The organism is Microbacterium sp. BWT-B31 (assembly GCF_041379855.1).
Classification (GTDB): Bacteria; Actinomycetota; Actinomycetes; order Actinomycetales; family Microbacteriaceae; genus Microbacterium.
Genome location: NZ_JBFECU010000022.1, coordinates 17,773 through 44,408, shown reverse-complemented (window position 1 = coordinate 44,408; position 26,636 = coordinate 17,773). Strand labels below are relative to the sequence as shown.

27 protein-coding genes are annotated in these 26,636 nt (G+C 70.7%); 13 read left to right on the top strand and 14 right to left on the bottom strand.

Annotation, left to right across the window (positions count from 1 at the left end; genetic code table 11):
- Positions 1-622: 622 nt before the first annotated feature.
- Positions 623-1,240 carry a hypothetical protein gene (locus tag AB1K54_RS16315; RefSeq protein ID WP_371203817.1) on the top strand — a complete coding sequence of 206 codons (618 nt, stop codon included), beginning with the start codon at positions 623-625 and terminating at the stop codon, positions 1,238-1,240.
- Positions 1,237-2,091 (top strand): hypothetical protein, encoded by an 855-nt coding sequence (locus tag AB1K54_RS16310; RefSeq protein WP_371203816.1) that lies wholly within the window; start codon positions 1,237-1,239, stop codon positions 2,089-2,091. Before AB1K54_RS16315 ends, AB1K54_RS16310 begins: the two co-directional genes overlap by 4 nt.
- Before the next feature lie 10 nt (positions 2,092-2,101).
- Here AB1K54_RS16310 and AB1K54_RS16305 read toward each other — a convergent pair whose 3' ends face one another.
- Both AB1K54_RS16305 and AB1K54_RS16300 read right to left on the bottom strand, forming a co-directional pair.
- Positions 2,102-3,562 (bottom strand): lipase maturation factor family protein, encoded by a 1,461-nt coding sequence (locus AB1K54_RS16305; RefSeq protein ID WP_371203815.1) that lies wholly within the window; start codon positions 3,560-3,562, stop codon positions 2,102-2,104.
- 122 nt (positions 3,563-3,684) lie between these two features.
- Positions 3,685-5,148 (bottom strand): phytoene desaturase family protein, encoded by a 1,464-nt coding sequence (locus tag AB1K54_RS16300; protein WP_371203814.1) that lies wholly within the window; start codon positions 5,146-5,148, stop codon positions 3,685-3,687.
- Positions 5,149-5,250: 102 nt separating this feature from the next.
- On the opposite strand from AB1K54_RS16300, the gene AB1K54_RS16295 reads away from it, so the two are divergent.
- Entirely contained in the window at positions 5,251-5,850 is a 600-nt protein-coding gene (locus AB1K54_RS16295; RefSeq protein WP_371203813.1) for a hypothetical protein, read from the top strand.
- Between the two features lie 58 nt (positions 5,851-5,908).
- On the opposite strand, the gene AB1K54_RS16290 is transcribed toward AB1K54_RS16295, so the two are convergent.
- On the bottom strand, positions 5,909-7,993 hold the full coding sequence (locus tag AB1K54_RS16290) for an NAD(+) synthase (protein WP_371203812.1): 2,085 nt from the start codon (positions 7,991-7,993) through the stop codon (positions 5,909-5,911).
- A 172-nt stretch (positions 7,994-8,165) separates the two neighbouring features.
- On the opposite strand from AB1K54_RS16290, the gene AB1K54_RS16285 reads away from it, so the two are divergent.
- The gene (locus AB1K54_RS16285; RefSeq protein WP_371203811.1) at positions 8,166-11,771 is read left to right on the top strand and encodes a TM0106 family RecB-like putative nuclease; all 3,606 of its coding nucleotides are present in this window, start codon (positions 8,166-8,168) and stop codon (positions 11,769-11,771) included.
- A gap of 66 nt (positions 11,772-11,837) precedes the next feature.
- Positions 11,838-12,149, top strand: a complete 312-nt coding sequence (locus AB1K54_RS16280; RefSeq protein WP_371203810.1) for a DUF3467 domain-containing protein — start codon at positions 11,838-11,840, stop codon at positions 12,147-12,149.
- 140 nt (positions 12,150-12,289) lie between these two features.
- On the opposite strand, the gene upp is transcribed toward AB1K54_RS16280, so the two are convergent.
- Positions 12,290-12,922, bottom strand: coding sequence for a uracil phosphoribosyltransferase (gene upp, locus AB1K54_RS16275; RefSeq protein WP_371203809.1), 633 nt, complete (start codon positions 12,920-12,922; stop codon positions 12,290-12,292).
- Positions 12,923-13,000: 78 nt separating this feature from the next.
- Here upp and AB1K54_RS16270 point away from each other — a divergent pair, with 78 nt between their 5' ends.
- Positions 13,001-13,432: a nucleoside deaminase gene (locus AB1K54_RS16270; RefSeq protein ID WP_371203819.1), complete on the top strand. Its 432-nt coding sequence runs from the start codon at positions 13,001-13,003 to the stop codon at positions 13,430-13,432.
- 35 nt (positions 13,433-13,467) lie between these two features.
- Here the strand turns inward: AB1K54_RS16270 and AB1K54_RS16265 are convergent, their stop codons facing one another.
- The 3 genes from AB1K54_RS16265 to AB1K54_RS16255 are packed head-to-tail and all read right to left on the bottom strand — an operon-like array spanning position 13,468 to position 16,533.
- Positions 13,468-14,394 carry an LLM class F420-dependent oxidoreductase gene (locus tag AB1K54_RS16265; RefSeq protein ID WP_371203808.1) on the bottom strand — a complete coding sequence of 309 codons (927 nt, stop codon included), beginning with the start codon at positions 14,392-14,394 and terminating at the stop codon, positions 13,468-13,470.
- Between the two features lie 13 nt (positions 14,395-14,407).
- The gene (locus AB1K54_RS16260; protein ID WP_371203807.1) at positions 14,408-15,370 is read right to left on the bottom strand and encodes a cation diffusion facilitator family transporter; all 963 of its coding nucleotides are present in this window, start codon (positions 15,368-15,370) and stop codon (positions 14,408-14,410) included.
- 50 nt (positions 15,371-15,420) lie between these two features.
- On the bottom strand, positions 15,421-16,533 hold the full coding sequence (locus tag AB1K54_RS16255; protein ID WP_371203806.1) for an alpha/beta fold hydrolase: 1,113 nt from the start codon (positions 16,531-16,533) through the stop codon (positions 15,421-15,423).
- A gap of 129 nt (positions 16,534-16,662) precedes the next feature.
- On the opposite strand from AB1K54_RS16255, the gene proC reads away from it, so the two are divergent.
- Complete coding sequence (gene proC, locus AB1K54_RS16250) at positions 16,663-17,508, top strand: pyrroline-5-carboxylate reductase (protein ID WP_371203805.1); 846 nt, start codon at positions 16,663-16,665, stop codon at positions 17,506-17,508.
- A gap of 102 nt (positions 17,509-17,610) precedes the next feature.
- Here proC and AB1K54_RS16245 read toward each other — a convergent pair whose 3' ends face one another.
- On the bottom strand, positions 17,611-18,282 hold the full coding sequence (locus AB1K54_RS16245; protein ID WP_371203804.1) for a TrkA family potassium uptake protein: 672 nt from the start codon (positions 18,280-18,282) through the stop codon (positions 17,611-17,613).
- The gene (locus tag AB1K54_RS16240) at positions 18,275-19,687 is read right to left on the bottom strand and encodes a TrkH family potassium uptake protein (protein ID WP_371203818.1); all 1,413 of its coding nucleotides are present in this window, start codon (positions 19,685-19,687) and stop codon (positions 18,275-18,277) included. The genes AB1K54_RS16245 and AB1K54_RS16240 overlap by 8 nt, the downstream gene beginning before the upstream one ends.
- A 124-nt stretch (positions 19,688-19,811) precedes the next feature.
- On the opposite strand from AB1K54_RS16240, the gene AB1K54_RS16235 reads away from it, so the two are divergent.
- Entirely contained in the window at positions 19,812-20,222 is a 411-nt protein-coding gene (locus AB1K54_RS16235; protein ID WP_371203803.1) for an ArsR/SmtB family transcription factor, read from the top strand.
- A gap of 6 nt (positions 20,223-20,228) precedes the next feature.
- Here AB1K54_RS16235 and AB1K54_RS16230 read toward each other — a convergent pair whose 3' ends face one another.
- Positions 20,229-21,017 (bottom strand): ABC transporter permease, encoded by a 789-nt coding sequence (locus AB1K54_RS16230; protein ID WP_371203802.1) that lies wholly within the window; start codon positions 21,015-21,017, stop codon positions 20,229-20,231.
- On the bottom strand, positions 21,014-21,937 hold the full coding sequence (locus AB1K54_RS16225; RefSeq protein ID WP_371203801.1) for an ATP-binding cassette domain-containing protein: 924 nt from the start codon (positions 21,935-21,937) through the stop codon (positions 21,014-21,016). Before AB1K54_RS16225 ends, AB1K54_RS16230 begins: the two co-directional genes overlap by 4 nt.
- 106 nt (positions 21,938-22,043) lie before the next feature.
- On the opposite strand from AB1K54_RS16225, the gene AB1K54_RS16220 reads away from it, so the two are divergent.
- From AB1K54_RS16220 to AB1K54_RS16200, 5 genes are all read left to right on the top strand, one after another.
- Positions 22,044-22,955, top strand: a complete 912-nt coding sequence (locus tag AB1K54_RS16220) for a TetR/AcrR family transcriptional regulator (RefSeq protein WP_371203800.1) — start codon at positions 22,044-22,046, stop codon at positions 22,953-22,955.
- 107 nt (positions 22,956-23,062) lie between these two features.
- A complete protein-coding gene (locus AB1K54_RS16215) occupies positions 23,063-23,254 on the top strand; it encodes a helix-turn-helix domain-containing protein (RefSeq protein WP_371203799.1) in 192 nt (63 codons plus the stop codon).
- 83 nt (positions 23,255-23,337) lie between these two features.
- Positions 23,338-23,436 (top strand): 30S ribosomal protein bS22, encoded by a 99-nt coding sequence (locus AB1K54_RS16210; RefSeq protein ID WP_003792170.1) that lies wholly within the window; start codon positions 23,338-23,340, stop codon positions 23,434-23,436.
- 136 nt (positions 23,437-23,572) lie between these two features.
- Entirely contained in the window at positions 23,573-23,866 is a 294-nt protein-coding gene (locus AB1K54_RS16205; protein WP_371203798.1) for a rhodanese-like domain-containing protein, read from the top strand.
- Positions 23,867-23,873: 7 nt separating this feature from the next.
- Positions 23,874-24,125: a glutaredoxin family protein gene (locus tag AB1K54_RS16200; protein ID WP_371203797.1), complete on the top strand. Its 252-nt coding sequence runs from the start codon at positions 23,874-23,876 to the stop codon at positions 24,123-24,125.
- A gap of 8 nt (positions 24,126-24,133) precedes the next feature.
- Here the strand turns inward: AB1K54_RS16200 and AB1K54_RS16195 are convergent, their stop codons facing one another.
- The 3 genes from AB1K54_RS16195 to aspS form a co-directional block, all read right to left on the bottom strand.
- On the bottom strand, positions 24,134-24,316 hold the full coding sequence (locus AB1K54_RS16195) for a YegP family protein (protein ID WP_371203796.1): 183 nt from the start codon (positions 24,314-24,316) through the stop codon (positions 24,134-24,136).
- A gap of 142 nt (positions 24,317-24,458) precedes the next feature.
- On the bottom strand, positions 24,459-25,238 hold the full coding sequence (locus AB1K54_RS16190; RefSeq protein ID WP_371203795.1) for a tyrosine-protein phosphatase: 780 nt from the start codon (positions 25,236-25,238) through the stop codon (positions 24,459-24,461).
- Positions 25,239-25,295: 57 nt separating this feature from the next.
- A complete protein-coding gene (gene aspS / locus AB1K54_RS16185) occupies positions 25,296-26,636 on the bottom strand; it encodes an aspartate--tRNA(Asn) ligase (protein ID WP_371203794.1) in 1,341 nt (446 codons plus the stop codon).

The following is a 26,636-nucleotide window of genomic DNA, read 5'->3' as shown; positions in this document are numbered from 1 at the left end:
CCGGAAGCTAAGCCTCTCAGCGCCGATGGTACTGCAGGGGAGACCCTGTGGGAGAGTAGGACACCGCCGGACACCCCCTTAACACGAATGGCCACCCCCACCGGGTGGCCATTCGCGGTTAACTGGCCATGGCCCGTCGACCACCACAAACGAACAGCGCAGCCCACAAGGCGATAGGAGTACATGATGTCGGACGAACGAGAGCCCCGGGAAGAGCGGCAGCGTCCGCGCTACAGCGCGTCAGGCGACGGGGCCGGACGCGGCTCTGATCGCCCTGCGGAGCGCCGTCCGTCATCCGACCGCCGCGATGATCGGGCCGGAGGTCGCCGCCACGATGGCGATCGTCCGGCTCAGCGCGGAGGTGACGCGCGAGGAGGCTCGCACTCGCACGAGGAGCGCCGTCAAGGAGGCAGGCCTCCGTATGGTGACGACAAGCACGGCGGCAAGCCGGGCGCTCCTTCCCGCGGAACAGGCTCGTCACGCGATGGCCACGCCGGTGGCAAGGGCGATCACGCTTCGGGCGGTCAGCGATCGCACGACCAGCGTTCGTCGGGTCGTCCCTATGAGCGCAAGCACCCCGGTAGCGCCGACCGCGCCGACCGGTCGTATCGTGGAGCGTCGAATGACGGACGCGATCGTCGACCCGCGCAGGGTGGACGTGCGGACGGCGACCGGCCCCGCACGGATCGTCCGCACGGTGATCGCTCTTACGGCGACCGCCCTCGTGCAGACCGTCCGTCTGGTGACCGGCCGCGTACTCAGCGTCCTTATGGGGATCGTCCCCGCGCGGATCGTCCGCACGGCGATCGCTCGTACGGCGACCGCCCTCGTGCGGATCGCCCGTCTGGTGACCGGCCGCGTACTGAGCGTCCTTACGGTGACCGCCCTCGTGCGGATCGTCCGTCTGGTGACCGGCCGCGTACCGAGCGTCCTTACGGCGACCGCCCTCGTGCGGATCGCCCGTCTGGTGACCGGCCGCGTACTGAGCGTCCTTACGGTGACCGCCCTCGTGCGGATCGCCCGTCTGGTGACCGGCCGCGTACCGAGCGTTCCTATGGGGATCGTCCCCGCACCGATCGTCAGCACGGTGACCGGCCGCGTACTGAGCGTCCTTACGGCGACCGGCCTCGCGGCGACCGCCCGTACCGGGATGCACCTCGTGACTCCCGTCCGCGCTCACCGCGTGACGACGACTCCCGTGGGGAGAGGCATCCGTCGCCGTTCCTGCCGGACGAGGTGACGCCCAAGGATCTCAACCCGGCCGCGCGCAACGAGCTCAAGACGCTGAGCAAAGAGAACGCGGAGCGCGTCGCGCGGCATCTCGCAATGGCTGCGGCGCTCATCGACGAAGACCCCGCGCTTGCGCATGAGCACGCGCTGGCGGCGACCCGCAGTGCCGGGCGCATCGCGGTCGTGCGGGAGACAGCCGCGATCACCGCGTACGCGATCGGCGACTACGCCCTGGCGCTGCGGGAGCTGCGCACGTACCGGCGGATCTCGGGCAAGGACGACCAGATCGCGCTCATGGTCGACAGCGAGCGCGGCGTGGGGCGCCCCGATCGCGCGTTGGAGCTCGGCCGCAGCGTCGATCGCTCCACGCTTGCGACGCCGGTGCGCGTCGAGCTCGCGATCGCGATGTCGGGCGCCCGCCTCGACCTCGGCGAGACGGAACGCGCGCTGCTCGAGCTCGACATTCCCGAGCTGGACCCGGAGCGTGCGTTCGAGTGGAGCCCCGCGCTCTTCGCGGCGCGAGCGGCCGTGCTCGACGAGCTCGGGCGCGCCGACGAAGCCGAGGAGTGGCACCGCCGGGCGGTCGTCGCCGCCGATGCGATCGACGACGCCACAGGCATCGCCGACTCGGAGGTCGTCTTCATCGAGGAGGTCCTCGAAGAAGTGCTGGACGACGCCGTCGACGAGGTACTCGACGAGTCCGACGAAGAGCTCGAAGAGCTCGAAGAGCACGACGAGCCGGACGAGGCACCTGAAGTCGAGGCGCCCGAAGGCGAGGAACCTGAAGTCGAGGCGCCCGAAGTCGAGGCGCCCGAAGGCGCAGAGCCGGACGACGAGATCGAAGAGCCCCAGGAGGGCTGAGCCCTCGACCTCAGCGCACGCCCCCGATCGCCGGGACCACCGTGCGCCGGCGGTCGCGCACCCACCGCTCCTGGGTGCGACGGAACTCCGCGCGGCTCGCGAAGCGATAGCGGTACGACACCACCCGCACCCAAGAGGGTCGTGCGCCGTCGAACGGGTCGTGTGCGAGAAGGCGCAGCGTCGGCGGGTCGGCTTCGAGCAGGCGCACGAGCAGCCTCGTGAACCAGTCCTCGAGCGACCGCCCGAGCGGCAGGAACCACATCAGCCAGTCCAGGCGCAGATGGTACGGGGCGAATTGGCGCGGCATCCGTCGCACGTCGCCGGGCTTGCCCTTGAAGGCGTACTCGCGCCAGGTCGCGGCATCCGGATCTTCATCCGTCGTGCCCTCGATCACGTACTCGATGCGCTCCTTCGTGACCGTGCCGAAGGCGCCGTAGGCGTTGGCGAGCTGCCATCGGTTGAAGCTCGCGTTCATCAGCTGCCGGTGTGCGAACAGGTTCCGCAGCGGCCACCAGCTCAGCACCGCGTAGAGCAGGGTCACCGCGCACGTCACGACGAGCCAGTACAACGGGATGCCGCGGCTCGGGCCGTCGCCGGAAGCAAGCCACGGGAACGACACGGCCGAGAACGCGATGACGATCGTCGACCAGTTGAGCCACGCGAAGTTGCCGGTTGCGACCAGCCACAGCTGCGTGGCGATCACGATCGCAGCGGCCGACGTGCCGACGATCTGCGGCCAGGGCCCGGCAACCCACAGCGACAGCAGCGGCACGAACAGCAGCCACGGCACGACGAGCTGCGCGAAGTGGTTGCCGATCACTTCGAGCTCGTGGAACCACCGCGGCAGCAGGTGCGCCTGGCGGCTGAGCGGGCCCGGCATGGGCTGCGTCTCGTGGTGGTAGGTCAGTGCGGTGAGGTCGCGCCACTCGCGCCCCCCGCGGATCTTGATCATTCCGGCGCCGAACTCGAGCCGGGACAGCAGCCACCACAACAGCACGATCACCGCGGTCGGCGGGGGCTGGTCGTCCGAGCCGAGGAAGGCGGCGAGGAAGCCGGCCTCGCACAGCAGCATCTCCCACCCGAACCCGTAGAAGGTCTGGCCGATGCTGGTGATCGACAGGTACCCGAGCCACAGCGCGAGGAAGCACAGCATCGGCACCCAGGGCGGGCCGAGCTGGGGGATGCCGGCCACCAGCGTCGCCGCGACGGCGATGCCCGACCAGCACAGCGCGACCAGCCGCCGGTCGGTGTATCGCCACCAGCGGAAGAGGGTCGGGCGGAGCATCCGCGCCCGTGCCTTCGACGAGCGCGCCCAGCGCAGCAGTTCGGGAGCAGGCAGCAGTCCGTGCTCGCCGAGGAGGGGGCGGAACTGGTTCAGGGTCGAGACGAACGCGATGAGGAAGAGCGCCGCGACGCCCCGCTGGAGCACCTGGCGGGCCAGCTCGAAGTCGACCGCTGCGAAGCCGTCCACGGGTCACCCGCACCGGTGGCCGCTGCTGCAAAACTCCTTCGATCCGTTTGCGCAAGCCGCGCGGAGGCCGGCCTCAGCCGCCGGAGGGCCCGGATCGAAGGAGTTCTGCAGACACATGTCGGTCAGCGCCCGAAGAGATCCTCGGGGTCGACGCGCTCGCCGAGGGCGTCGCGGATCGCGGTGCGCGCGGCGTACCATCCGGGCATGCCGGTGACGCCGGGGCCGGGAGGGGTCGAAGCCGACGCGAGGTAGACGCCCTTCATCGGCGTGCGCCACGGGACGGGCGAGACCACCGGGCGGCGGAACGCCTGCGCGAACGTGAACGCACCGCCCAGGATGTCGCCGCCGATGTCGGCCGGGTTGAACTCGGCGCGCTCACGCGCCGACATCGCGTGCGTCGCGAGGATGCGATCGCGCAATCCCGGGGCGAAGCGCTCGACCTGCCGCGTGACCAGCTCGGTCGCGTCGAGCGTCGAATCCGGCGGAACGTGCAGGTACGTCCACAGCACGTGCTTGCCCGCCGGTGCGCGGGAGTCGTCGAACACCGACGGCTGCACCGTGAGCACGTACGGGTGGTCGGTGACGCGGCCGCGGGCCACCGCGTTCTCGCTCGCTTCGACCTCGGCGCGCGTGCCGCCGAGATGCACAGTGGGGGAGCGCGCGACCTCGGGGTTCGCCCACGGGACGGGCCCGTCCAGCGCGAAGTCCACCTTCGCGACGGCCGGTCCGTAACGGTAGCGCGCGATCGCGCGCGCATAGGCGGGCGGCGTGTCGGGGTGGGTCACGGCCAGGCGCGGCGACGCGTCGAGCAGCAGCACGTCGCCCGCGTGCGGGTCGCCCCAGTCGAGGCCGGCGAGCGTGTCCACGCGACGGCCTGTCTCGATGACGCCGCCGTGGGCCTCGAGGTCGGCGACCAGCGCGTCGGCGATGCGCTGCGCGCCGCCGCGCGGGTACGCCCAGCCGTCGCCCGCGTGCGCGTGCGCCACGAGGAACAGCCCGGACGCGGCCGCGCCCACCGACGGGAGGGTCGTGTTCGCGTGGGCGAAGGCTCCGGTCAGCAGCGCGTCCGCCTCCTCGGTGGCGAACGTTCCGCGGCCCAGGCGCGAGCCGAGCTGCAGGGCGCGCAGACCGAAACGGGCCACGGTGACAGGATGCCGCGGCATCCGGATCAGCTGCGAGCCGGTGAAGTCGACCACACCGTCGAGATGCCGCGCGAGCGGCCGCGTGACGGCGCGCCAGGCGTGCCCGTCGCGCCCGAGCGCGTCGGCGGTGCGCTCGAGGTCGCGGTACGCGATCGCGGCGCGCCCGCCGTCCAGGGGCTGCGCGAACGAGATCTCGGGCGTGATCCACTCGATCCGCTCGCGCAGGCCGAACGCGCGCAGGAACGGCGAGGTCAGCGCCGCCGGATGCACCGCCGAGCACACGTCGTGCACGAACCCGGGGAGGGTGAGCTGGGCCGAGCGGATGCCGCCGCCCACCGTGTCGGCGGCTTCGAGCACCCGCACGGCGAATCCCGCCCGCGCCAGCGCCACCGCGGCCGCCAGCCCGTTTGGCCCGCTCCCGATCACCGTCGCACGTCGCGCCATGACGACAGTCTGGCACCCCGCCGTAAGAGGGGTTGGCCGTGAGGCGACGGTGCAACAAGATGGGATCGGGCGGTGCCACGAGCCGTCTGTGAAGAGGGGGCCATGCAATCAGTTCAGCTCGAGACGCCCAAGGGCATCTCCGCCCGGCTCGGCTGGGACCCGAAGATGAGCGAGCACGATCGCAAGCGCGCGCTCGCGAAGGAGCTCGTCGCCGCTCGCCTCGGGATCGAGGAGCGCGAGATCACGGTCGGGCGGGAGCATCCGACGATCTTCGGCATGCGCACCGAGCTCTTCGCCGAGGTGGACGGTGTGACGGTGCCGGTTGAGATCCGCAACGTCAACTATCGGGCCGCGACGGTGGTCGCAGTCGCCGAACCCGAGTTCGTCTTCGGGCTCGATCTGCGCGACTCCCACCCCGACGACGTCTCGGTGCACGAGATGCAGCGTCACTCGCACATCTTCGACGAGGAGAACATCCCGAAGCTCCTCGAGCATTGGACGCGCGTATGCGCCATCCGTGAGGCTGACGGCCGCAAGAACCTGATCCGCGGAGACAGCGTCAAGCTCGACGCATCGCTTGCGAAGGGGTGGATGCCCGACCGCAAGCTGCGCTACAGCCTCGTCGACCTCTCGCGCGAGGGGTGGATCATCACCCTCGCGTGGGCGCCGAAGCCCGAGGACTGGGCTCCCGCGACCGAGTGAGCGGATGCCGCGGCCCGCGGTGATGCGCCGGTGGAGGCATCCGGCCGGCGCATCCGGGTCAGCGTAAGGCGTCGGGGGGCAGCGCCGCGTCGAGCTCGGCGAGCCACGCCGCCGCGTTGCCGTCGGACGGTGCGCGCCAGTCGCCGCGCGGCGACAGCGAGCCGGCCGGAGACACCTTGGGCCCGTTGGGGATCGCGGAGCGCTTGAACTGCGCGAATGCGAAGTAGCGCTGCAGGAACACCCGCAGCCACTTCGCCACGGTCGGCAGATCGTAGGCGTAGCGGTCCTCGTCGGGGAACCCGGGGGGCCAGGCGCCCGCGTCTTCGTCGCGCCACGCGTGCGAGGCGAGGAACGCGATCTTCGACGGCCGGAAGCCGTAGCGCAGCACGTGGAAGAGCGTGAAGTCGTGCAGCGCGTACGGCCCGATGCGGTCCTCGGTGGACTGCATCCGCCCGTCCTGCCCGACCGGAACGAGCTCGGGGCTGATCTCGGTGTCGAGCACCGACTGCAGCACCTCGGCGGCCTCGCGGCTCAGCTGCGCTGCCCCCTCGCCGCTGCCGTGCGAGATGACCCAGCGGATGAGGTGTTGGATGAGGGTCTTCGGCACGCCCGTGTTCACCGCGTAGTGGCTCATGTGGTCGCCGACGCCGTACGTCGCCCAGCCGAGCGCGAGCTCGGACAGGTCGGAGGTTCCGATGACCATGCCCTCGTGCAGGTTGGCGAGCCGGAACAGGTAGTCGGTGCGGATGCCGGCCTGCACGTTCTCGAACGTGATGTCGTGCACCGGCTCGCCGTCGGCGAACGGATGGCCGATGCGCTCGAGCATCTCGGTCGCGAGAGGCCGGATGTCGATGGTCTCGATCGAAGCGCCGACGGTCTCTGCCAGGGCGATGGCGTTCGACTTGGTGTGCTCGCTCGTCGCGAAACCGGGCATCGTGTACGCGAGGATGTCGCGGCGCGGCCGCCCCAGACGATCCATCGCCCGCGCGACGACGAGCAGTGCGTGCGTCGAGTCGAGTCCGCCGCTCACCCCGATCACCGGCTTCGGGCCGCCGATCGCGCGCATGCGCTGCACGAGGCCCGACACCTGGATGTTGAAGGCCTCGTAGCAGTCCTGCGCGAGCCGGGCGGGGTCGTCGGGCACGAACGGGTAGCGGTCGAGCGGGCGCTTGAGCCCGATGTCGGCTGACGGCGGATCGAGTTCGAAGTGCACGGTGCGCAGGGGAGAGGCATCGGTCTGCGTGCCCCGCCTGTTGTCATCGAACGTGCCCTGGCGCAGGCGATCCTGCCGGAGGCGGTCGAGGTCGACGTCGGCGACGCTGCGGCGCGGGCCGTCGGGGAACCGCTCGGTCTCGGCCAGCAGATTGCCCGACTCGTAGATCATCGTCTGGCCGTCCCACGAGAGGTCGTTCGTGGACTCGCCCATTCCGGCGGCGGCATAGGCGTACGCGGCGAGGCAGCGCAGCGACTGCGACTGGCACAGCGCCTTGCGGTCGTCGGCGCGGGCGATGGTGATGGGGCTGCCGCTCAGGTTCACCAGGACCGTCGCGCCGGCCAGCGCCGCGCGCGACGAGGGCGGGATCGGCACCCACACGTCTTCGCAGACCTCGGCGTGCAGCACGAGCCCGGGCACGTCGAGAGACTCGAACAGCAGGTCGGGACCGAACGGCGCCTCGAGCGCACCGACGCGGATGTCTTGGCCGGCCTGGTCGTCGCCGGGCGCGTACCAGCGCCGCTCGTAGAACTCGCGGTACGTCGGCAGGTGCGACTTCGGCGCGACGCCCAGCAGCTCGCCGCGATGGATCACCACGGCGCAGTTGTAGAGGCGGTTGCGGTGGCGCAGCGGCGCGCCCACGACCAGCACGGGCAGCAGTTCGGCGGATGCCTCGACCAGCCGCTCGACGGCGGCCTCGACGGCCTCGAGCACGGCGTCCTGCATCACGAGGTCGTCGATCGCGTAGCCGGTGAGCGCCAGCTCGGGGAACACCGCGACCGCGACCGCGTCGTCGTGGCACTCGCGCGCCGACTCGAGGATCGCGCGCGCGTTGGCGGCCGGGTCGGCGATCGCGACGGGGATCGTGCAGGCGGCGATGCGCGCGAAGCCCTGGCGGTACGCGCTCTCGAACGGGAGGGCGGTGATCACGCCCCCAGTCTGTCAGGTGTGCGCTCCGGCGTGGCGCCTGGCTCGCGAGCGCTGCGGTGTCCTGCGAGCGCTGCGCCCCGAGGTGCCGCGGTCGCACGTCTGCGGCGCGGGTCGCCGCGTACCGGATCGGATGTCGGAGACCGCGGGTACTGTCGAGCATGAAAGGGGAGGCATGCGTTACATCGAAGGCGAAGGCCGGTTCGTCTGGAGTGCGAGCGACCTGAAGGCCGCCGCCGAGTGCGAGTTCGCGTGGGTGCGCGCGATCGACGCGCGGCTCGGGCGCGTCGCCGCGGTCGAAGAGCCCGAAGACCTCACGCTCGAGCGCGCCGGGCGGCTCGGCCATCAGCACGAGCGACGCGTGCTCGAGGGCTACCGCGCGCGATTCGGCGCCGGCGTCGTCGAGATTCCCGAGACCCGGTCGTCGGATGCAGCGGCCCTCGCCGCCGCGGTGGCGCAGACCGCAGCCGCCCTCGAGTCCGGCGCCGATGTGATCTACCAGGCGGCGTTCTCCACCGACGACTTCGTCGGGTTCGCGGACTTCCTCGTGCGCGAGCCGCGCGCCGATGCCGCACCCGGCGCATGGATCGTGCAGGACTCGAAGCTCGCACGGCGCGCGCGCGTCACGGCGCTGATGCAGCTCGCAGCCTACGTCGCGCAGCTCGACCGGCTGGGCGTGCCGCGCTCCGACCGTGTCGAGCTGCTCCTCGGCGACGGCACCGTGAGCCCGCATGAGGTCGACGACCTGCTCCCGGTGTTCGAGCTGCGGCGCGAGCGCCTGCGGGCCCTCGTCGCCGACCGGCGGCTCGACCTCGGTGCGGCGGGCGAACCCATCGCATGGGGCGACCCGCGGGGCGAGCTGCAGGTCGTCGCGTGCGGGCGGTGCGCGACGTGCGAGCTCGAGGTCGAGGCATCCCGTGATCTGCTGCTGGTCGCCGGCATGCGCCCGGTGCAGCGCGAGCGGCTGCGCGCGGCGGGCATCGACACGATCGACCGCCTCGCGACTGCCGCCGCGCCGCCCGCGCGCATGAGCCCCGACACCTTCGCGAGCCTGCGCACGCAGGCCAGGCTGCAGCTGACGAGCCCTGCGGGCACGCCGGCGCCCGTCGTGGAGGCACCCGCCATCGCGCAGGCGGCCGCGGCGCCGGTGCCGACCTTCGAGGTCGTCGCCCCGACCGCGCTCGGCGCGCTTGCGCGCCCAGACCGCGGCGACCTGTTCTTCGACTTCGAGGGCGACCCGCTCTACACCGAGACCGACGGGGCGCAATGGGGCATCGACTATCTCTTCGGCTGGGTCGACGACCGCGAGGACTACACGGCGCTGTGGGCGCACTCGTTCGCCGACGAGCGCCGCGCGCTCGAGACGTTCCTCGATATCGTCGCGCTGCGCAGGCAGCAGCATCCGAACCTGCACATCTATCACTACGCCCCGTACGAGCCGACGCATCTCATGGCGATGGCGGCACGGCACGGGGTGCGCGAGGCCGACGTCGACCGGCTGCTGCGCGACGGCGTGTTCGTCGACCTGTACCCGATCGTGCGGCGCGCGCTGCGCGTCGGATCCCGCTCGTACTCGATCAAGAAGCTCGAGCCGCTCTACATGGGCGACGAGGTGCGCACCAGCGACGTGCAGAAGGGCGACGACTCGATCGTGCGATACGTCGAGGCCCGTGCCCTGCAGGAGGACGGCGACCTCGTCGGCGCCGCGGCGATCCTCGACGACCTCGCCGACTACAACCGCTACGACTGCGTGTCGACACGGCGCCTGCGCGACTGGCTCGTCGACCGAGCGCGTGAGGCGGGACTGCGCCCGGCGCTCGATCCAGAGCCCGACGAGCGAGTCTACGAGCCGTCGCCTCGTGCGCTCGCGCTCGCCGCCCGCGCGGCCGAGCTGCCGGAAGACTCCGCCGACGCCGTCGCCCTCCGGCTCGGATCCGCCGCGATCGACTACTACCCCCGTGAGGCGAAGTCGTTCTGGGCGACCCACTTCCTGCGGCTGCGCGAGCCGGTGTCGGTGTGGGAAGAGACGCGAGACGTCGTCATTCTCGACAGCGCCCGCTGCCGCGTCGTCGAGGACTGGCACCGACCCGAGGGCGCGCGCACCGAGCGGCGCCTGCTCGAGGTGCGCGGCGAGGTCGCTCCGGGCACGCGCCTCACCGAAGGCACCGCGCCGTTCGCGCTCTACGAGCAGCCGGTCGAGTTCCCGTTCGAGGCCAGACCGCGGTGGATCCACGCCGATCACCGTGTGACGGTGAAGGAGGTGCTCGACGACGGGGCGATCGTCGAGGAGTACGCCATCGACGGCTTCACCTGGGAGCAGCTCCCGATCGCGATCACCCCCGAGGCCCCCCCGCGTGCGGGCAACCAGCAGCTCGCGATCGACGCGTGGGCCGATGCGGTGATCGCCGCGGCCCCCGCCCTTCCCGAAGACCCCGCCACCGATATCCTGCGACGCAGGCCGCCCCGTTTTCTCGCCGCCGCGCTGCCGCCGTCGGACGGCGACGACATCGAGGCGATCACCCGCGCCATCCTCGATCTCGACCGCAGCTACCTCGCCGTGCAGGGCCCCCCGGGCACGGGCAAGACATTCGTCGGGTCGCACGTCATCGCGCGACTGGTGCGCGACCACGGGTTCAAGGTCGGCGTCGTCGCGCAGTCGCACAAGGTCGTCGAGCACATGCTCGGCCAGGTCGTGGCCGCGGGAGTCCCGCGCGAACAGGTCGCGAAGGCGCCGAAAGACTCTTCGCAGCCCGCCGAGTACACGGTGATCCCCAAGACCGGAGTCGCCGCGTTCACCGCGGAGCAGACCGCAGGCTTCGTGATCGGCGGCACCGCGTGGGACTTCAGCCACGAGGGGCGCATCCCCCGCGGCAGCCTCGACCTTCTGGTCATCGACGAGGCAGGGCAGTTCTCGCTCGCCTCGACGATCGCCGTCGCGCTCGCCGCGCCACGGCTGCTGCTGCTCGGCGATCCGCAGCAGCTGCCGCAGGTGAGCCAGGGCACGCACCCCGAGCCCGTCGACACCTCGGCGCTCGGCTGGGTTCTGGACGGCGCCGATGTCATTCCGCCGGAGTACGGCCGCTTTCTCGCGCGCACGTGGCGGATGCATCCCGCAGTCGCCGCCCCCGTGTCGCGCCTGTCCTACCGGGGAGAGCTGGAGTCGCATCCGTCGACGAAGCTGCGCGAGCTCGAAGGCGTCGCACGCGGGGTGCGGGCGGTCGCCGTGCGGCACCACGGCAACGCGACCCAATCGCCGGAAGAGGCATCCGTCGTCGTGGGCATCGTGCGCGACCTGCTGGGCAGGCCATGGCACGACACCGCAGGTGACGGTCAGGGCGGGCGGGTGCGGCTCGATCCGCGTCCGCTGTCGCAGAAGGACCTCATCGTGGTCACCCCGTACAACGCGCAGCAGGTCTGCGTCGAAGAGGCGCTCGCGGCTGCCGGATTCGGTGAGATCCCGGTAGGAACCGTCGACCGGTTCCAGGGGCAGGAGGCGGCGGTCGCGATCGTGTCGCTCGCGGCGTCGTCCGGGAGGGACGCACCGCGGGGCATCGAGTTCCTGCTGCTGCGCAATCGCCTGAACGTCGCCGTCTCACGCGCGAAGCACACGGCCTACCTCGTGTACTCGCCGGGGCTGCTCGACGATCTTCCGCGCACGCCCGAGGGCGTCGCCCGGCTCAGCGCGTTCGCCCGGCTCGTGGGCGAGGCGCATGTTCCGGTCACCGACGCGCCCGGCGCAGAGCCGCTCGCCACGGCGCCCGCGGTGTCGGTGGCGCGGTGACAGGCCGGGCCCGGCGCGGGCCTTGCGGCACCGGTTAGACTCGGCCCACCGAGGCAGGAGGCAGCCATGACCGACGCTCCCCGACAGTTCGAGATCGATCTTCCCCCTGAGCTCATCGGCGGCGCGTACGCAGACTTCGCCAACGTGTGGCACACGCAGACGGTGTTCGTCATGGACTTCGTCACGCTCGCCCAGCCGCCGCGCGACGACATCGATCCCGAGACAGGCGAGCACCGCACCGTGGTGCCCGCCAGAGTCGTGAGCCGCATCCGCATCCCGCCCGAGCAGGTGTTCGAGCTCGCCAAGGCGCTGACGCAGCAGCTCGAGTTCTGGGAACAGGAGACCGGCAGGCGCCCCGCCGCGCCGCCGCTCGGCTGACGCCCCCTATCGCCGCCATCGGGATGTGCGAAGAGCCGTCAATCCACGAGAGGGGCCGCAGCGCGACGTCGCAGCCTGGCCGAGCGCGCCCTGCGCACGCTGCGCCGCCCGTTCGGCACGGGGCGGGTGCCGCAGTTTCCTCACACCGTGCCGTACAGGCGATCTCCGGCGTCGCCGAGCCCCGGCACGATGTAGCCCTTCTCGTTGAGCCGCTCGTCCATCGCGCCGAGCACGAGGGTGACGTCCTTGTCGCCGACCTGGCGCTCGATCGCCTGCACGCCCTCGGGCGCCCCGAGGAGGCAGATCGCGGTGACGTCCTGCGCGCCGCGTCGGAACAGGAACTCGATCGCCGCGCCGAGCGACCCGCCGGTCGCGAGCATCGGGTCGAGCACGAAGCACTGCCGGTCGCTGAGGTCTTCGGGCAGGCGCTCGGCGTAGGTCGTCGGCTCGAGCGTCTCTTCGTTGCGGACCATGCCGAGGAACCCGACCTCGGCCGAGGGCAGCAGCTTCACCATGCCCTCGAGCATCCCGAGGCCCGCGCGCAGGATCGGAACGACGATCGGCCGCGGGTCGCTCAGCCGCACGCCCGTCGTCGTGGTCACCGGGGTGACGATCTCGACCGGCGAGACATGGACGCCGCGTGTCGCCTCATACGCCAGGAGCGTCACGAGCTCTTCGGTGAGCTGGCGGAACACGGGCGAAGGCGTCTCGCGATTGCGCAGAACCGTGAGCTTGTGCGTGATGAGCGGGTGGTCCGCGACGTGGATGCGCATACGCACAGGTTAGCGGCGAGCGCCGGGCGCCGTCGCTACGCTCGGGGTGTGGAGTTCGACGGGTCGGATGCGGCTGCGATGCGGCGCGCTCTCGCGCTCGCGTCCGACGCGGGGGCGGCCGGCGACGTGCCGGTCGGCGCGGTCGTGACCGATGCCTCGGGGGCGATCATCGGCGAAGGACGAAACCTTCGCGAGGTCACCCACGACCCCACGGCGCACGCCGAGGTCGTCGCGCTGCGGGAGGCCGCGGCATCCGCGGGCACGTGGAACCTCGAGGGGTGCACGCTCGTGGTCACGCTTGAGCCGTGCGTGATGTGCGCCGGGGCGGTGCTGCAGGCGCGAGTGTCCCGGCTCGTGTTCGGCGCGTGGGACGACAAGGCCGGGGCCGCGGGCTCGGTGTACGACGTGGTGCGCGACCGGCGCCTGCCGTACCGCGCCGAGGTCGTCGGGGGAGTGCGCGAGGCCGAGGCATCCGCCCTGCTGCGCGACTTCTTCGACGCGCGCCGCTGACCCTGCGGACGCGCCCGCGACGTCGTCGACCGCCGTCAGCGCGGCAGGTGCGGCAGCACCTCGGCACCGAGGAACTCGACGTGTTCGAGGTCCTGCAGGTCGAGCAGCTGGAAGTACACCCGTTCGATGCCGTGCGAGCGCAACACCTCGACGCGCTCGGCGATCTCGTCCGCGCCGCCGACGATGTTGACCCCGTCGCGCACCTGATCGAGCGTGCTGCCGATGCGTGCCGCGCGGCGCGCGACCTCGGTGTCGTCGGCGCCCGCAATGGTCGACATCGCGAGCGAGAGCTTGACGGATGCCGGGTCGCGGCCGATCCGCTCGCATGCCGCCCGCACGTTGTCGACGCGCTCGCGGATCTGGTGGTCCTCGGGGAAGCCGACGTTGTACTCGGTCGCGAACCGCGCGACGAGGTCGGGAGTGCGCCGCGGCCCGCTTCCGCCGATGATCAGCGGCACGGGACTCTGCACGGGCTTGGGCAGTGCCGGCGCGTCGTCGAGCCGGTAGTGCCCACCCGCGAAGGAGTAGCTCTCGCCCGGCGGGGTCGACCACAGCCCGGTCACGATCTCGAGCTGCTCTTCGAGCAGGTCGAACCGTTTGCGCGGGAACGGAATGCCGTACGCCTGGTGCTCACGCTCGAACCAGCCGGCCCCGAGCCCGAGCTCGACGCGGCCGCCCGACATCGCGTCGACCTGCGCGACCTGGATCGCGAGCACCGACGGGTGACGGAAGGTCACGGGCGAGACGAGGGTGCCGAGGCGGATGCCGGAGGTCTCGCGAGCGAGGCCGGCGAGGGTCGTCCAGGCGTCGGTGGGGCCAGGCAGGCCCTCACCTCGCCCGGACAGGTAGTGGTCCGACCGGAAGAAGCCGGTGAACCCGAGCCGCTCGGCCGCCTGCGCGTAGGCCAGCTGGTCGTCGTATGTGGCGCCGAGCTGCGGCTCGGTGAAGATGCAGTATTCCATGTGCCCCGGCGCCTCAGTCCGAGGCCTTGATCACGATCGAGTCGGTCGGCGGGTGCGGCTGATCGGGCCGGAACACGTCGGGTTCGAGGTAGATCACGCGCGCGGCTGGCACCGCGTCGCGCACTCGGTTCTCGATCGCGTCGATGTCGCGCGCGACATCGGACAGGGTGCGGTCCGTCGGGAAGCCGAGCTTTCCGGCGACGAGCAGTTCGTCGGGGCCGAGGTAGAGCGTCTTGAGGTGGATGATGCGCTCGGCCTCGGGCCCGGACTGGATCGCCTCGACGATGCGGTTGTGGTCGGTATCGGTGGCACCTTCGCCCACCAGCAGGCTCTTCGTCTCGATGCCGAGCACGATCGCCACGAGGATCAGCAGCGTGCCGATCATGAGCGTGCCGATCGCGTCGAAGAGGGCGTCGTGGGTGAGCGCGGTGAGTCCCACGCCGAGCAGAGCGAAGACCAGACCCGTGAGCGCGGCGACGTCTTCGAGCAGCACGACGGGCAGTTCGGGCGCCTTGGCGCGGCGGATGAACGACACCCACGACTGGCCCTTCGCACGGACGTGGTTGCTTTCGCGGACCGCCGTGCGCAGCGAGAACGACTCGAGCGCGATCGCGATCACCAGCACGACCAGCGGGATCCACACGTTCTCGAGCTTGTGCGGGTGGGTGATCTTCTCGACGCCCTCGTAGATCGAGAACAGCCCGCCCACCGAGAACAGGATGATCGAGACGACGAACGCGTACACGTAGCGCTCGCGTCCGTAGCCGAACGGATGCTCGCGGTCGGCGGCCCTGCGCGCCTGGCGGCCGCCCAGCAGCAGGAGCAACTGGTTGCCCGAGTCGGCGACCGAGTGGATCGCCTCGGCGAGCATCGAGGCCGAACCCGAGAAGAACCAGGCGGCGAACTTCGCCAGGGCGATGCCCAGGTTCGCCAGGAACGCCGCGATGATGGCCTTGCCGCCGCCGGATGCACTCATGGTCCGAGTCTACGGATTCCGCGACCGGGCCCACGCGCCCCCGACCGGTCTCAGTCCGACGAGCGCAGCACGATCTGCTCGGTCGGCGGCGCGGGGGATGCCGGCTGGCCCACGTAGCCGATGACCTCGAGCAGTGCCCGGCGGAACTCGATCGGACGCTCCAGGTGCGGCGTGTGGCCCGTGTCTTCCAGCGCCAGCTCTCGTGACTGGCCGCCCGCCGCCTCGTACGCGTCGAGCACGTCGCGCGTCTGCGTCACCATCGGCTGCACCGCAGCGACCTCGTCGCCGGGCCAGCCGGGCACGACCCCCATCGCCCCGAGATTGTTGAGGTCATAGAACGAGGAGTCCGAGACGATCACGTCCTTGAGGCCGTGCACCCAGAGGATCGGCGGCTTGTCGGCGAGGCCGACGATGCCTGACACGTCGAAGTACTTGGGAGCGAGCGTGTTGAGCACGCCGATCGTTCCCGCGGCGAAGCCCGGCCAGTTGTCGCTCGGCACGGAGTCGCCGGGGTAGTTGCCCTCGGCGGTCGAGGTGGAGTTGATCGACTGGACCCACACGTCCTCGTGGTCGGTCGCATACCCCTCGGCGACGTAATGCGCGCGGAAGACGTTCCGCGGCGAGACCGGTGCCTCGTCGCTCATGTCGTTCGCTTCCATCCGCGCCGCGAACTCGGCGTTGCCCGCGCCGCCGCCGACGCCCGCATCGTCGTCGGTGAGGCGTGAGCCGTCGCGCCGCGTGCCGCCGAAGCCGTACGGCGAGACGGGGGACTCGAGCGTGAGGCTCAGCACCGGGTGGTCCAGGGCGTACTGCATGATGACCCCCGCGCCCATCGACCACCCCACGAAGTGCGCGGTCGGGACGCCGAGCACCTCGAGCGTCGCGCGCACGTCGTCGCTGAAGTCGCGCACGCCCCGTGTCGCGTCGATCGGGGCGTGCTCGCTCGCCCCGTAGCCGCGCAGGTCGATCGCGATGACGCGCAGATCGGTCGGCAGGTCCTGCATGAGCTCCTGCCAGAACAGAGACGACGATCCGTTGCCGTGGATCAGCACGACGGTCTGCTCAGGGGGCGTCGTGGGGTCGTCGCCCTCTCGCTCCAGGAGCCCCACGGTCAGCCGAGGGGTCTGGACGCGTCGTTCGGTGATGCCGTCGAACAGGGTCATCGTGCGCTCCTCCATCGGGTCGCCGAGGGCGCCGCGGCCCCCTGCGCTCGACTATAGGCGCGCGGGTCGCGCATGTGAACGGCTTGCCGATGACGGATGCCTCGGCCGCGGCATCCGTAGGATTGCGGCATGACACACGACGCTGCGGCCCTCCCGCCGATCGCGATCCTCGGCGCCGGTTCGATGGGGGGCGCGATCCTGCAGGGGGTCGTTCGTTCGGGCCTGGCGGCCGGGGGAGTGACCGTCACCAATCGCACCGCCGCGAAGGCGGCGGCCGTGTCGGATCTGCCCGGGGTCGACAGCCTCGCCCTCGAGCAGCGCGCCGACGGCAACACGGTCGCCGCCTCGCGCGCCGAGGTCGTGCTCATCGGCGTGAAGCCGGTGATGGTCTCCGAACTGCTGCGCGAGATCGCACCCGCGCTGCGGCCGGGCACGATCGTCGTGAGCCTCGCGGCGGGCGTGACGATCGCGACCTTCGAGGGCATCCTCGGCGCTCAGATCCCCGTGGTGCGCTCGATGCCGAACACCCCGGCGCTCGTGGGCAAGGCCGTGACCGGCATCGCCGCCGGGGCGACGGCGAGTGCGAGCGACGTGTCGATCGTCCGTCGCCTCTTTCAGACGTGCGGGGCGGTGGTCGAGCTTCCCGAGTCGCAGATCGACGCGCTGTCGTCGATCTCGGGGTCAGGCCCGGCCTATGTGTTCCTGCTGATCGAAGAGCTCACGAAGGCCGCCCGCGGCAAAGGGTTCGCCGAGGCCGAGGCGCGGCTCCTGGCCGAGCAGACCTTCATCGGCGCGGCGGCGCTGCTCGAGGCATCCGGTGAGGGCCCGGCCGAGCTGCGCCGGCAGGTGACCAGCCCCAAGGGGACCACCGAGCGCGCCATCGCCGTGCTGCAGGCGGCGCACCTCGACCAGGTGTTCGCCGAGGCGACGGATGCCGCGCTCGCCCGCGCGCGCGAGCTCGCGGCGGGCGGGTAGTCGCCCGGCGACCCTCCCGCGATCTCGGCTCATCCTTGCGTCGACGGCTCAGAGTTCGAGCCGAAGACGCGAGGATGAGCCGACGAACGCGACCGGACCGCGTCAGCGGTCGAGCGAGGCGAACCGCTCGACGTCGCTGTTGGTGCCCGACACGATGATGAGGTCGTGGTTGGTCACCACGGTGTTCGCCTCGGCATAGCGGAACGGCTTGCCGGGGCTTTTCACGCCGACGACCGTCACGTTGTACTTCGTGCGCACGCCGGATTCGTTCAGGCCCACGCCGCGGATGAACTTCGGCGGGTACATCTTGGCGAGCACGAAGTCGTCGTCGAAGCGGATGAAGTCGAGCATGCGCCCCGACACCAGGTGCGCGACGCGCTCCCCGGCCTCGCGCTCGGGATAGATGACGTGGTTCGCGCCGACGCGCGCGAGGATCTTGCCGTGCGACTGCGAGACCGCCTTCGCCCAGATCTGCGGCACCTTGAGGTCGACGAGGTTGGCGGTGATGAGCACGGATGCCTCGATCGACGAGCCGACCGCCACGACCGCGACCTGGAAGTCCTGCGCACCGATCTGCTTCAGCGCGTCGATGTTGCGCGCGTCGGCCTGCACGGTGTGGGTGACACGCTCGGACCACTTCTGCACGAGCTCGAGGTTCTCGTCGATGGCGAGCACCTCGCGGCCGAGGCGATCCAGCTCACCCGAGCACGCGGCGCCGAAGCGCCCGAGTCCGATCACCAGCACGGGCGCGTCGCCGCGGATCTGCTCAACCAACGATCGGCCTTTCCACCGGCAGCGAGTACAGCTGCGAACGGGATGTCGCGGCCACAGCCGCGGCGAGAGTCACTGTACCAACGCGGCCCATGAAGATCGTCAGTGCCATGGCGTACACGGCCGGATCGGGCAGCTGCGCCGTCACGCCCGTCGACAGGCCCACCGTGCCGAACGCCGAGGTGACGTCGAACAGCACGTCGGCGACCGCCTCCTTGCTGATCTGGGCGATGACGATCGTCGAGACGGCGACGATCGTGGCCCCCCACGCCACGACAGACAGCGCGACGCGCTGCACGTCGCTCGGGATGCGCCGGCCGAAGGCCTGCACGGCGGGGCGGCCCTTCGCCTCGGAGAACACCGCGAGGGCGAGCACGGCGAGGGTGGTCACCTTGATGCCGCCTGCGGTCGAGGCCGACCCGCCGCCGACGAACATGAGCATCGATCCGACCACGAGGGACGACCCGTTGAGCTCGCCGATGTCGACGACGGCGAAGCCGCCGGAGCGCGTCATGGCCGAGATGAAGAAGGACTGGAACGTCGTGTCCCACGCGTTCATCGACCCGAAGGTCTTCGGGTTCCCGTACTCGAGTGCGAGGAACACGCCGGCGCCGACGAAGAACAGGAGCACCGTCGTGATGATCGTGAGCTTGGTGTGCAAGGGCCATTTGCGCACGTGCCAGTGGTGCTGCCACAGGGCGTAGATCACAGGGAAGCCGATGCTGCCGAGGAACACCCCGATCATGAGGATCGTGAGCAGCGCATAGTCGTCTGCGAACGGCGCGAGCCCGCCCGGGTTGGGGGTGAACCCGGTGTTGGTGAACGCCATCGCGGCGTAGAAGGGGGCCTCCCACAGCGCGTCGACCGGGTGGATGCCGGCCATGATCAGCGACGGGTACAGCGCCGCGGCGAGGATGATCTCGATGATGAGCGTCGACAGGGCCACCGTCCGCAGCAGCTGGCCGACCTCGCCCAGCCGCACGGTCTGACCCTCGTTGACGGGGCCGGCGTGGGCGCGCAGCGGGTTGGTGTCGCTGGCGGCGATGAGCTTCGCGCGAAGGCCCAGGCGCTTGGAGATCACCAGGCCCAGGATCGAGGCGAACGTGAGCACGCCGAGGCCGCCGACGTTGACGCCGATGAAGATGATGACCCGGCCGAAGGGCGAGAACGCGGTGGCGATGTCGATGGTCGACAGGCCCGTGACGCACACGGTCGACACCGCGGTGAACACGGCGTCCGCCAGCGGGATCGGCTCGCCCGTCGCCGACGAGGCGGGCAGCGACAGCAGCGCGGTGAACAGGAGGATGAGGATCGCGAAGATCGTCACGGCGAAACGGGCCGGCGACGAGGTCGTCGCGTCGCGGAGCGAGCTGAACCACGTGCGGGCGGTGCGGGGGATGCCGCGCATGCGCGACCCCGCCTGCTGCGTCGCCACGCGTCGCCCCCTCTTCGTCCTGCGCTCGCCCGGCATATCGGCTTCGTCCGAGACCTGAGTCATGGTACTCCGCGGGGCGCGCGGCTAGTCTGTCGACATGGCGGACATCTTCGACGTGATCGCGGACGGCACCCGGCGCGACATCTTGAAGCTGCTGCTGGATCGCTCCTCCGCCGGAGAAGACGGCACGAGCGTGTCGCACATCGTGCACGACCTGGGTGTCAGCCAGCCGACAGTTTCGAAGCACCTCAAGGTGCTGCGCGACGCGCACCTCGTGTCGGTGCGCGAAGAGGGCCAGCACCGCTATTACAGCCTGCTGACGGCTCCGCTGGATGAGATCGACGACTGGCTGGTGCCCTTCCTCGACATCGACGCCGCGGAGGCGGTCGCCGCGTCGTCCGCGGTGCTGCCCGAGTCGGCCGCGCATGCTGCCGACGTGGTGGGCCGCGCCGCGGCATCCGCGAAGCACGTTCTCGAAAGCGCGTTCAAGAAGCTGCCCGGCCGCTGAGGCCGCTCAGCGCCGCCCGGCCTTGTGGCGGAACACCCACGCGCCCCACGCGACGGCGACCGCGAGGATGCCCACGCACCACGCCAGCGCCCACCAGAGGTGATCGCCCACGGGGTGCCCCATCAGCAGCCCCCGGATCGTCTCGATGATCGGCGTCACGGGGAGCCATTCCGCGACGGGCCGCAGCCACTGGGGCATCGTGTCGATCGGCACGAAGGCACTGGACAGGTAGGGCAGGAACAGCAGGATGAACCCGAACCCGTTCGCGGCCTCGGGGCCGGAGGAGGCCAGCCCGATCGCGGCGAAGAGGTAGGTGATCGCAAGGATCCACAGGGCGATGATCGCCACCGCGCCCACCCACCCCCACGCATCGGCGGTCGGGCGGAAGCCGAGCAGCAGGGCGACCCCGATCACGATGCCCGTTGTGAGCAGGTTGCGTGCCAGGCTCGCCACGACGTGCCCGGTGAGCACGGCGCTGGCGCGCAGCGGCATCGTTCGGAACCGATCGATGATCCCCGCTTTCATGTCGCCGGCGACGTAGACCGCGGTTCCGGATGCCCCGAACCCGGCGCACACCAGGATGATGCCGGGCACGACGTAGTCGACGTAGTCGCCGGACGGGTCGAGCGCGCCTCCGAACACGAGAGTGAACACCAGCATCAGCAGGATCGGCAGCGCGATCGACATGACGAGCGCCTCGACGTCGCGGAACGAGTGCGTGAGGCTGCGCCGGACGAACACCGTCTCGGCGGTGAGGCCCGTGATGCGGGGACGGGGGAGGATCTGCGTGGTCATCGGGACTCCTGGAGGGCGGGTGCGGATGCCTCGGCCCGGCCCTGCGCCGAGCGGTCGGTGAGGTGCAGGAAGACGTCGTCGAGCGTCGGCCGGCGCAGCGACACCGTTCCGGCGGCGCCCGATTCGTCGAGCTCGTCGAGTGCGCGGCGCAGCCCCGGCACCGTCCCGTCGGTGGCGACCTCGCGCACGAGGTCGCCGTGGTCGTCGTGCAGCTCGACCGCGGCGCCGCCGATACGGGCCTTGAGCGCCGCGGCGGTGCCGACGGCGACCAGGTGCCCGTCGTCGAGCACGGCGATGCGGTCGGCGAGCTGGTCGGCCTCTTCGAGGTACTGCGTGGTGAGGAACACGGTGGTGCCCGACTGCGCGAGCGAGCGGATCACGTCCCACAGCTCCCTGCGGCTGCGCGTGTCCAGCCCTGTCGTCGGCTCGTCGAGGAACAGCACGGTCGGGGCGACGACGAAGCTGAGGGCCAGGTCGAGGCGCCGGCGCATGCCGCCTGAGTAGGTGCCGACGCGGCGAGTGGCGGCATCGGCCAGACCGAAGCGCAGCAGCAGCTCGCGCGCGCGCGCCTTCGCCGCCCGGGTCGTGAGGCCCGACAGCCGTGCGAGCATCACGAGGTTCTCGTGGCCGGTGAGCACGTCGTCGACCGCCGTCGACTGGCCGGTCAGGCTGATGCGGCGCTTGACCTCGTCGGACTGGGTGGCGACGTCGAAACCGGCGATCGTCGCGGTGCCGGCGTCGGGGCGCTGGAGCGTGGTGAGGATGTTGATGGTCGTGGTCTTGCCGGCGCCGTTGGGGCCGAGCAGGGCGAAGACCTCGCCGGGCGCGACGTCGAGGTCGAGCCCGGCGAGGACGACCTGTCGCCCGAAGGCCTTTCGCAGGCCGCGGGTCGAGATCGCCGGGGGCGTGGGGGAGTTCATGCGGGGCATCCCTTCTGCTGACTGTCGGTCAAGAAACTGTGTACGTAAGTAACTGTTTATGAGAGTAACACACTGTTTATTACATAAACAGTCCTAGACTGTCGCTATGACGGACACCGCGGACCCGGACCTTCCTCGAGGCATCGCGCTCGCGTGGGGCATCGCTGCCGACCCGCAGCGCGGCCCCAAGCGAGAGATGAGCGTCGAGCGCATCGTCGAGGCCGCCGTGGACATCGCCGATGCCGAGGGGCTGGGGGCAGTCTCGATGGCCGCGGTCGCCGCTCGCCTCGGGTACACGCCGATGTCGCTGTACCGCTACGTGAGCGCCAAGGACGACCTCATGCTGCTCATGCAGGAGGAGGCCACCGGCGTGCCGTCCGCCGAGATCGGCGCGACGGGCCGGTGGCGAGAGCGGCTCGAGGCCATCTATCGCGAGCAGCTCCAGCAGTACCTGCGCCACCCGTGGGTGCTGGAGATCCCCATCTCGGGCGTGCCGGCGACCCCGAACAGCGCGGCATGGATGGAGGCGGGCCTGGCCGCCCTCGACGAGACCGGCCTGTCGCACCAGGACCGCCTCGCGGTGATGCTGATCGTGACGGGCTCGGCGCACTGGGCGGGAACGATCATCGCCGGCTACCTGCGCCTGCAGCGCGAGCGCGGGGTCGACGAGATCGCGATCACGCAGTCCGAGGACGCGCTGTTTCGTGCGCTCATCACAGCGGACGCCTACCCGCACCTGCGTGCGGCGATCGAGGCGGGCGTGTTCCTCGACGACTCGGACGCGTTCGGCTTCGGGCTGGAGCGGGCGCTGGACGGCGTGGCGGACTACATCGCCGCCGTGCAGGCCGGCGCGGCTCCGCCCACGCCGGCGTGGCAGGGGCTCGACGACGCAGACATCGCCGACGACAAGCGCTTCCGCGAGGCGCGCAAGGCGGTGCGCGACGCCGAGAAGGCGCTGCGCGACGCGCGCAAGGTCGAACGGCAGGCCGCGCGCGAGGCGCGCGAGCGCCGGCGCTGACCCTCCCGCGGCGATCACATCGGCAACAGCCGTTTACACGCGTCGCGTGCGGCCCTAGAATCCTGGTCAGTACACCGATCCGTGGGGGAGGGGTGGAAGGAGGGGCGATGGCCGAGTTGCCGGACGTGCGGTTTCTCACGGTTGCCGAAGTCGCTGACCTCATGCGCGTCTCGAAGATGACCGTGTACCGCCTCGTGCATGCCGGGGAGCTTCCCGCCGTGCGCTTCGGCCACAGCTACCGGGTGCCCGAGTCGGCCGTGAGCGACCTCCTGCAACGGCCGGTCTTCGACGTCGGCTAGACTGTTACGAGGCATTTTTTCGTAACTGCCCGTTCCCGGGTGCGGCACGGCCGCGTCCAGACCCCGACATAGTGAGGTTTTCCGTGGGTTCTGTCATCAAGAAGCGCCGCAAGCGCATGGCGAAGAAGAAGCACCGCAAGCTGCTTCGCAAGACTCGCCACCAGCGCCGCAACAAGAAGTAACGCGGCATCGACACCAAGCGCCCCCACAGAATCTGCGTCCGATAATCGGTTTCAGAGTCTGTCGCCGGGGGCGCTTCGTGTCGCCGGGCTCGGATCGTCGGGCTCGGGTCGCAAGGCCCCCTGAGAAAGGTCAGCAGTGAAGTCGATCACCGTCCAGCAGCTTCGCGAGCGCGAAGGCGTTCCTCTCATCGACGTGCGCGAGCCGCACGAATACGCCGACGGGCACGTTCCCGGCGCGGTGAACCTGCCGATGTCGACGATCGGCGACAACCTCGACCAGCTGCCCGACAGCGCGTTCGACGTGATCTGCCAGGTCGGCGGGCGCTCTGGCCGCGTCGTGCAGGCGCTCGAGGCGCGAGGCTACGACGCCACCAACGTCGACGGCGGCACGGGCGAGTGGATCGCCCTGGGGTTCCCCGTCGAGCGCTGAGCACTCCGTGACGACCCTCACGCTGATCGGCAAGCCCGACTGCCACCTGTGCGACGTCGCGCGCGAAGTCGTCGAGACGGTCGTCGCCGACCTGCCCGAGGGCGCGGTCGACGTCGAAGAACGCTCGATCCTCGACGATCCCGCCCTCTACGCGCGGTGGTGGGAGAAGATCCCGGTCGTCCTCATCGACGGCCGCCTGCACGGGCACTGGCGCGTGTCGGCCGACCGGCTGCGCACCGCGCTCGCCGACGCAGGCTGAGCCCGCGGCTACCGCTCGACTTCGACGACCTCGGCGCCGGGCGCGTTCGTCTTGACCGACTCGATTCCGTTGAGCGCGCTCGCCTTCGACGAGTAGCCCTGGCTGGTCGCGATCACCTGGCCGTTTCCCGCCTTCAGGTTGAACCGGTACTCACCGGCCTTGTCGGTCCACAGTTCGAATGTCCCCGCCATCGCGGTGCCCCCTTCGATGAGCGGCTGCGACCGCGGTGGTCGCCGCCGGGCTCCGTCGCCACCTGAACGTTAGCGAGTGCGCGCGGGCCGCGGTAGGGGGGCGGATGCCTCGGCCGCGGCATCCGTCGACGTCACCGCGCCATCAGCCGACCAGCGCCCGCCCCAGCGCCTCGAGCTCGGCGTCGCTCAAACCGCCGGAGCGCAGGTAGGCGGCGGATCCGCCGTGCTCGGCATCCACCCAGGCCAGCGCCTTCTCGATCGCCTCGGGCGGCGTGCCCGTCGCGAGTTCGACGACCTGCGGAGTCAGCTCGATGCCGAGCTGGCGGATGCCCGCCTGGATGCGCTCGGCCCACTCGCCTGCGAGGTTTCCCGCGCTGGAGGCGTAGTCGGCGACGATCGCCTCGCGGTCTGCGCCGACGGCGTCCAGCAGCAGCGCGACCGACACGCCCGTGCGGTCTTTGCCTGCGGTGCAGTGTACGAGCACGGCGCTCGGCTGGTCGGGCGTCGCGGACGCCACGAGCCGCCCGACCTCGGCGAAGGCGGGCGCTGCGTTGTGCAGCATCGCGAGGTAGAGGTCGCTGAGCGCCGGGATCGCCGTGAGGATCCGGCTGAGATGCTCAAGGTCGATGACACCGTCGCGCACGATCGCCGCCATGCCGGGCAGAGCCCCTTCGAGCACCTCGAGCCGCACCATGCGGATCGGGCGCGTGGTCGGCAGCACGTCGGGCGCCCCGCGCCGCTCGAGCTCGGTGCGGAAGTCGACCACGACCCCGATGGGCGAGGCGGCGAGCTCGTCGATCCCCCGCGCGGTGAGCGCTGCCGGAGCCTCTGAGCGGAACAGCACGTTCTCACGCGTCGTGCCGCCGGAGGTCAGCGGCATGCCGCCGGTGTCGCGGAAGTTGACGAGTCCCTCGATCTGCATGGCGTCAGTCTAGGGACGCCATGCGGCGCCCACCGGTGGTGCCCGTCGCGCCCGCCTCTACGGCGCGAGCCGCGTCGGCCCGCGGAACAGGTACGTGACCTCGCGGATCGAGTCCTGCCCGAGCAGCAGCATCAGCACACGTGCGAGCCCCATGCCGAACCCGCCGTGGGGCGGGGCGCCATAGCGGAAGAAGTCGAAGTAGAAGTCGAGGTGCTCGGGCTCCAGGCCCTTCTCGCGGGCCTGCTCGATGAGCACGTCGACACGGTGCTCGCGCTGGGCGCCGGTGGTGATCTCGACGCCCTTGAACAGCAGGTCGTACGACTTCGTCAGCCCGGTCTCGTCGTCACGCATGTGATAGAAAGCGCGGATCTCGGGGTGGTAGTCGGTGATGAACACGAACTGGTGGCCGAAGGTCTCTTGCACGTAGGCCGAGATCTGGCGTTCACCCTCGGGGTCGAGGTCGCCGTCGGTGCGGGGGATCTCGTAGCCGCGTTCGGCGACGATGCGGCGCGCCTCGGCAAGCGGAATGCGCGGGAACGGGATCGCGGGCACCTGCACCTCGATGCCGAAGAGCTCCTCGATCTCGGCGCCGTGCTTCTCTTTCACTGCGGCGATCGCCGTCTGAAGCAGCTCCTCCTGCATCGCGGCGACGTCTTCGTGCGAGTCGATCCAGCTGATCTCGGCGTCGACCGACGTGAACTCGGTGGCGTGGCGCGACGTGAACGACGGGTCGGCGCGGAAGGCCGGCGCGATCTCGAAGATCTTGCCGAAGCCGGCGACCTGCGCCATCTGCTTGAAGAACTGCGGCGACTGGGCGAGGTAGGCCGTCTGGTCGCCGAAGTACTCGAGCGAGAACAGCTCGGCATTGGACTCGGATGCCGACGCCATGAGCTTCGGCGAATGCACCTCGATGTAGTCGCGCTCGATCCAGTACGAGCGCATCGCGTGCTCGAGGGTCGTCTGCACGCGGAAGATCAGGTTGTTGCGGCGCTGACGAAGGTCGAGAAAGCGCCAGTCCATGCGCTTGTCGAGGCCGCTGTCGGCGGCGATGGGCGTCTCAGGAAGGGCCGCGGCGGAGATCTCGAGCGTCGCGATCTTGATCTCGACGCCGCCGAGCTTGACGCGCTCGTCGTGCTTGAGGTCGCCGCGCACCGTGAGGAACGTGCCCGAGGCGAGGTTCGAGATGGTGTCGGTGAGGGCGAGGGCCGAGGCATCCTGCTCGGTGCCGTCTTCAGCCGGACGCGTGGCCGGGTTCACCAACTGCACCGCGCCGGTCTCGTCGCGAAGGATGACGAACTGCACCTTCTTCTGATCGCGGACCGTCTCGACCCACCCTGAGACGGTGACGGGGCCGTCTTGGCGGGCCTGCAGCTGGTTGACGAGAACGCGTTCACTCAC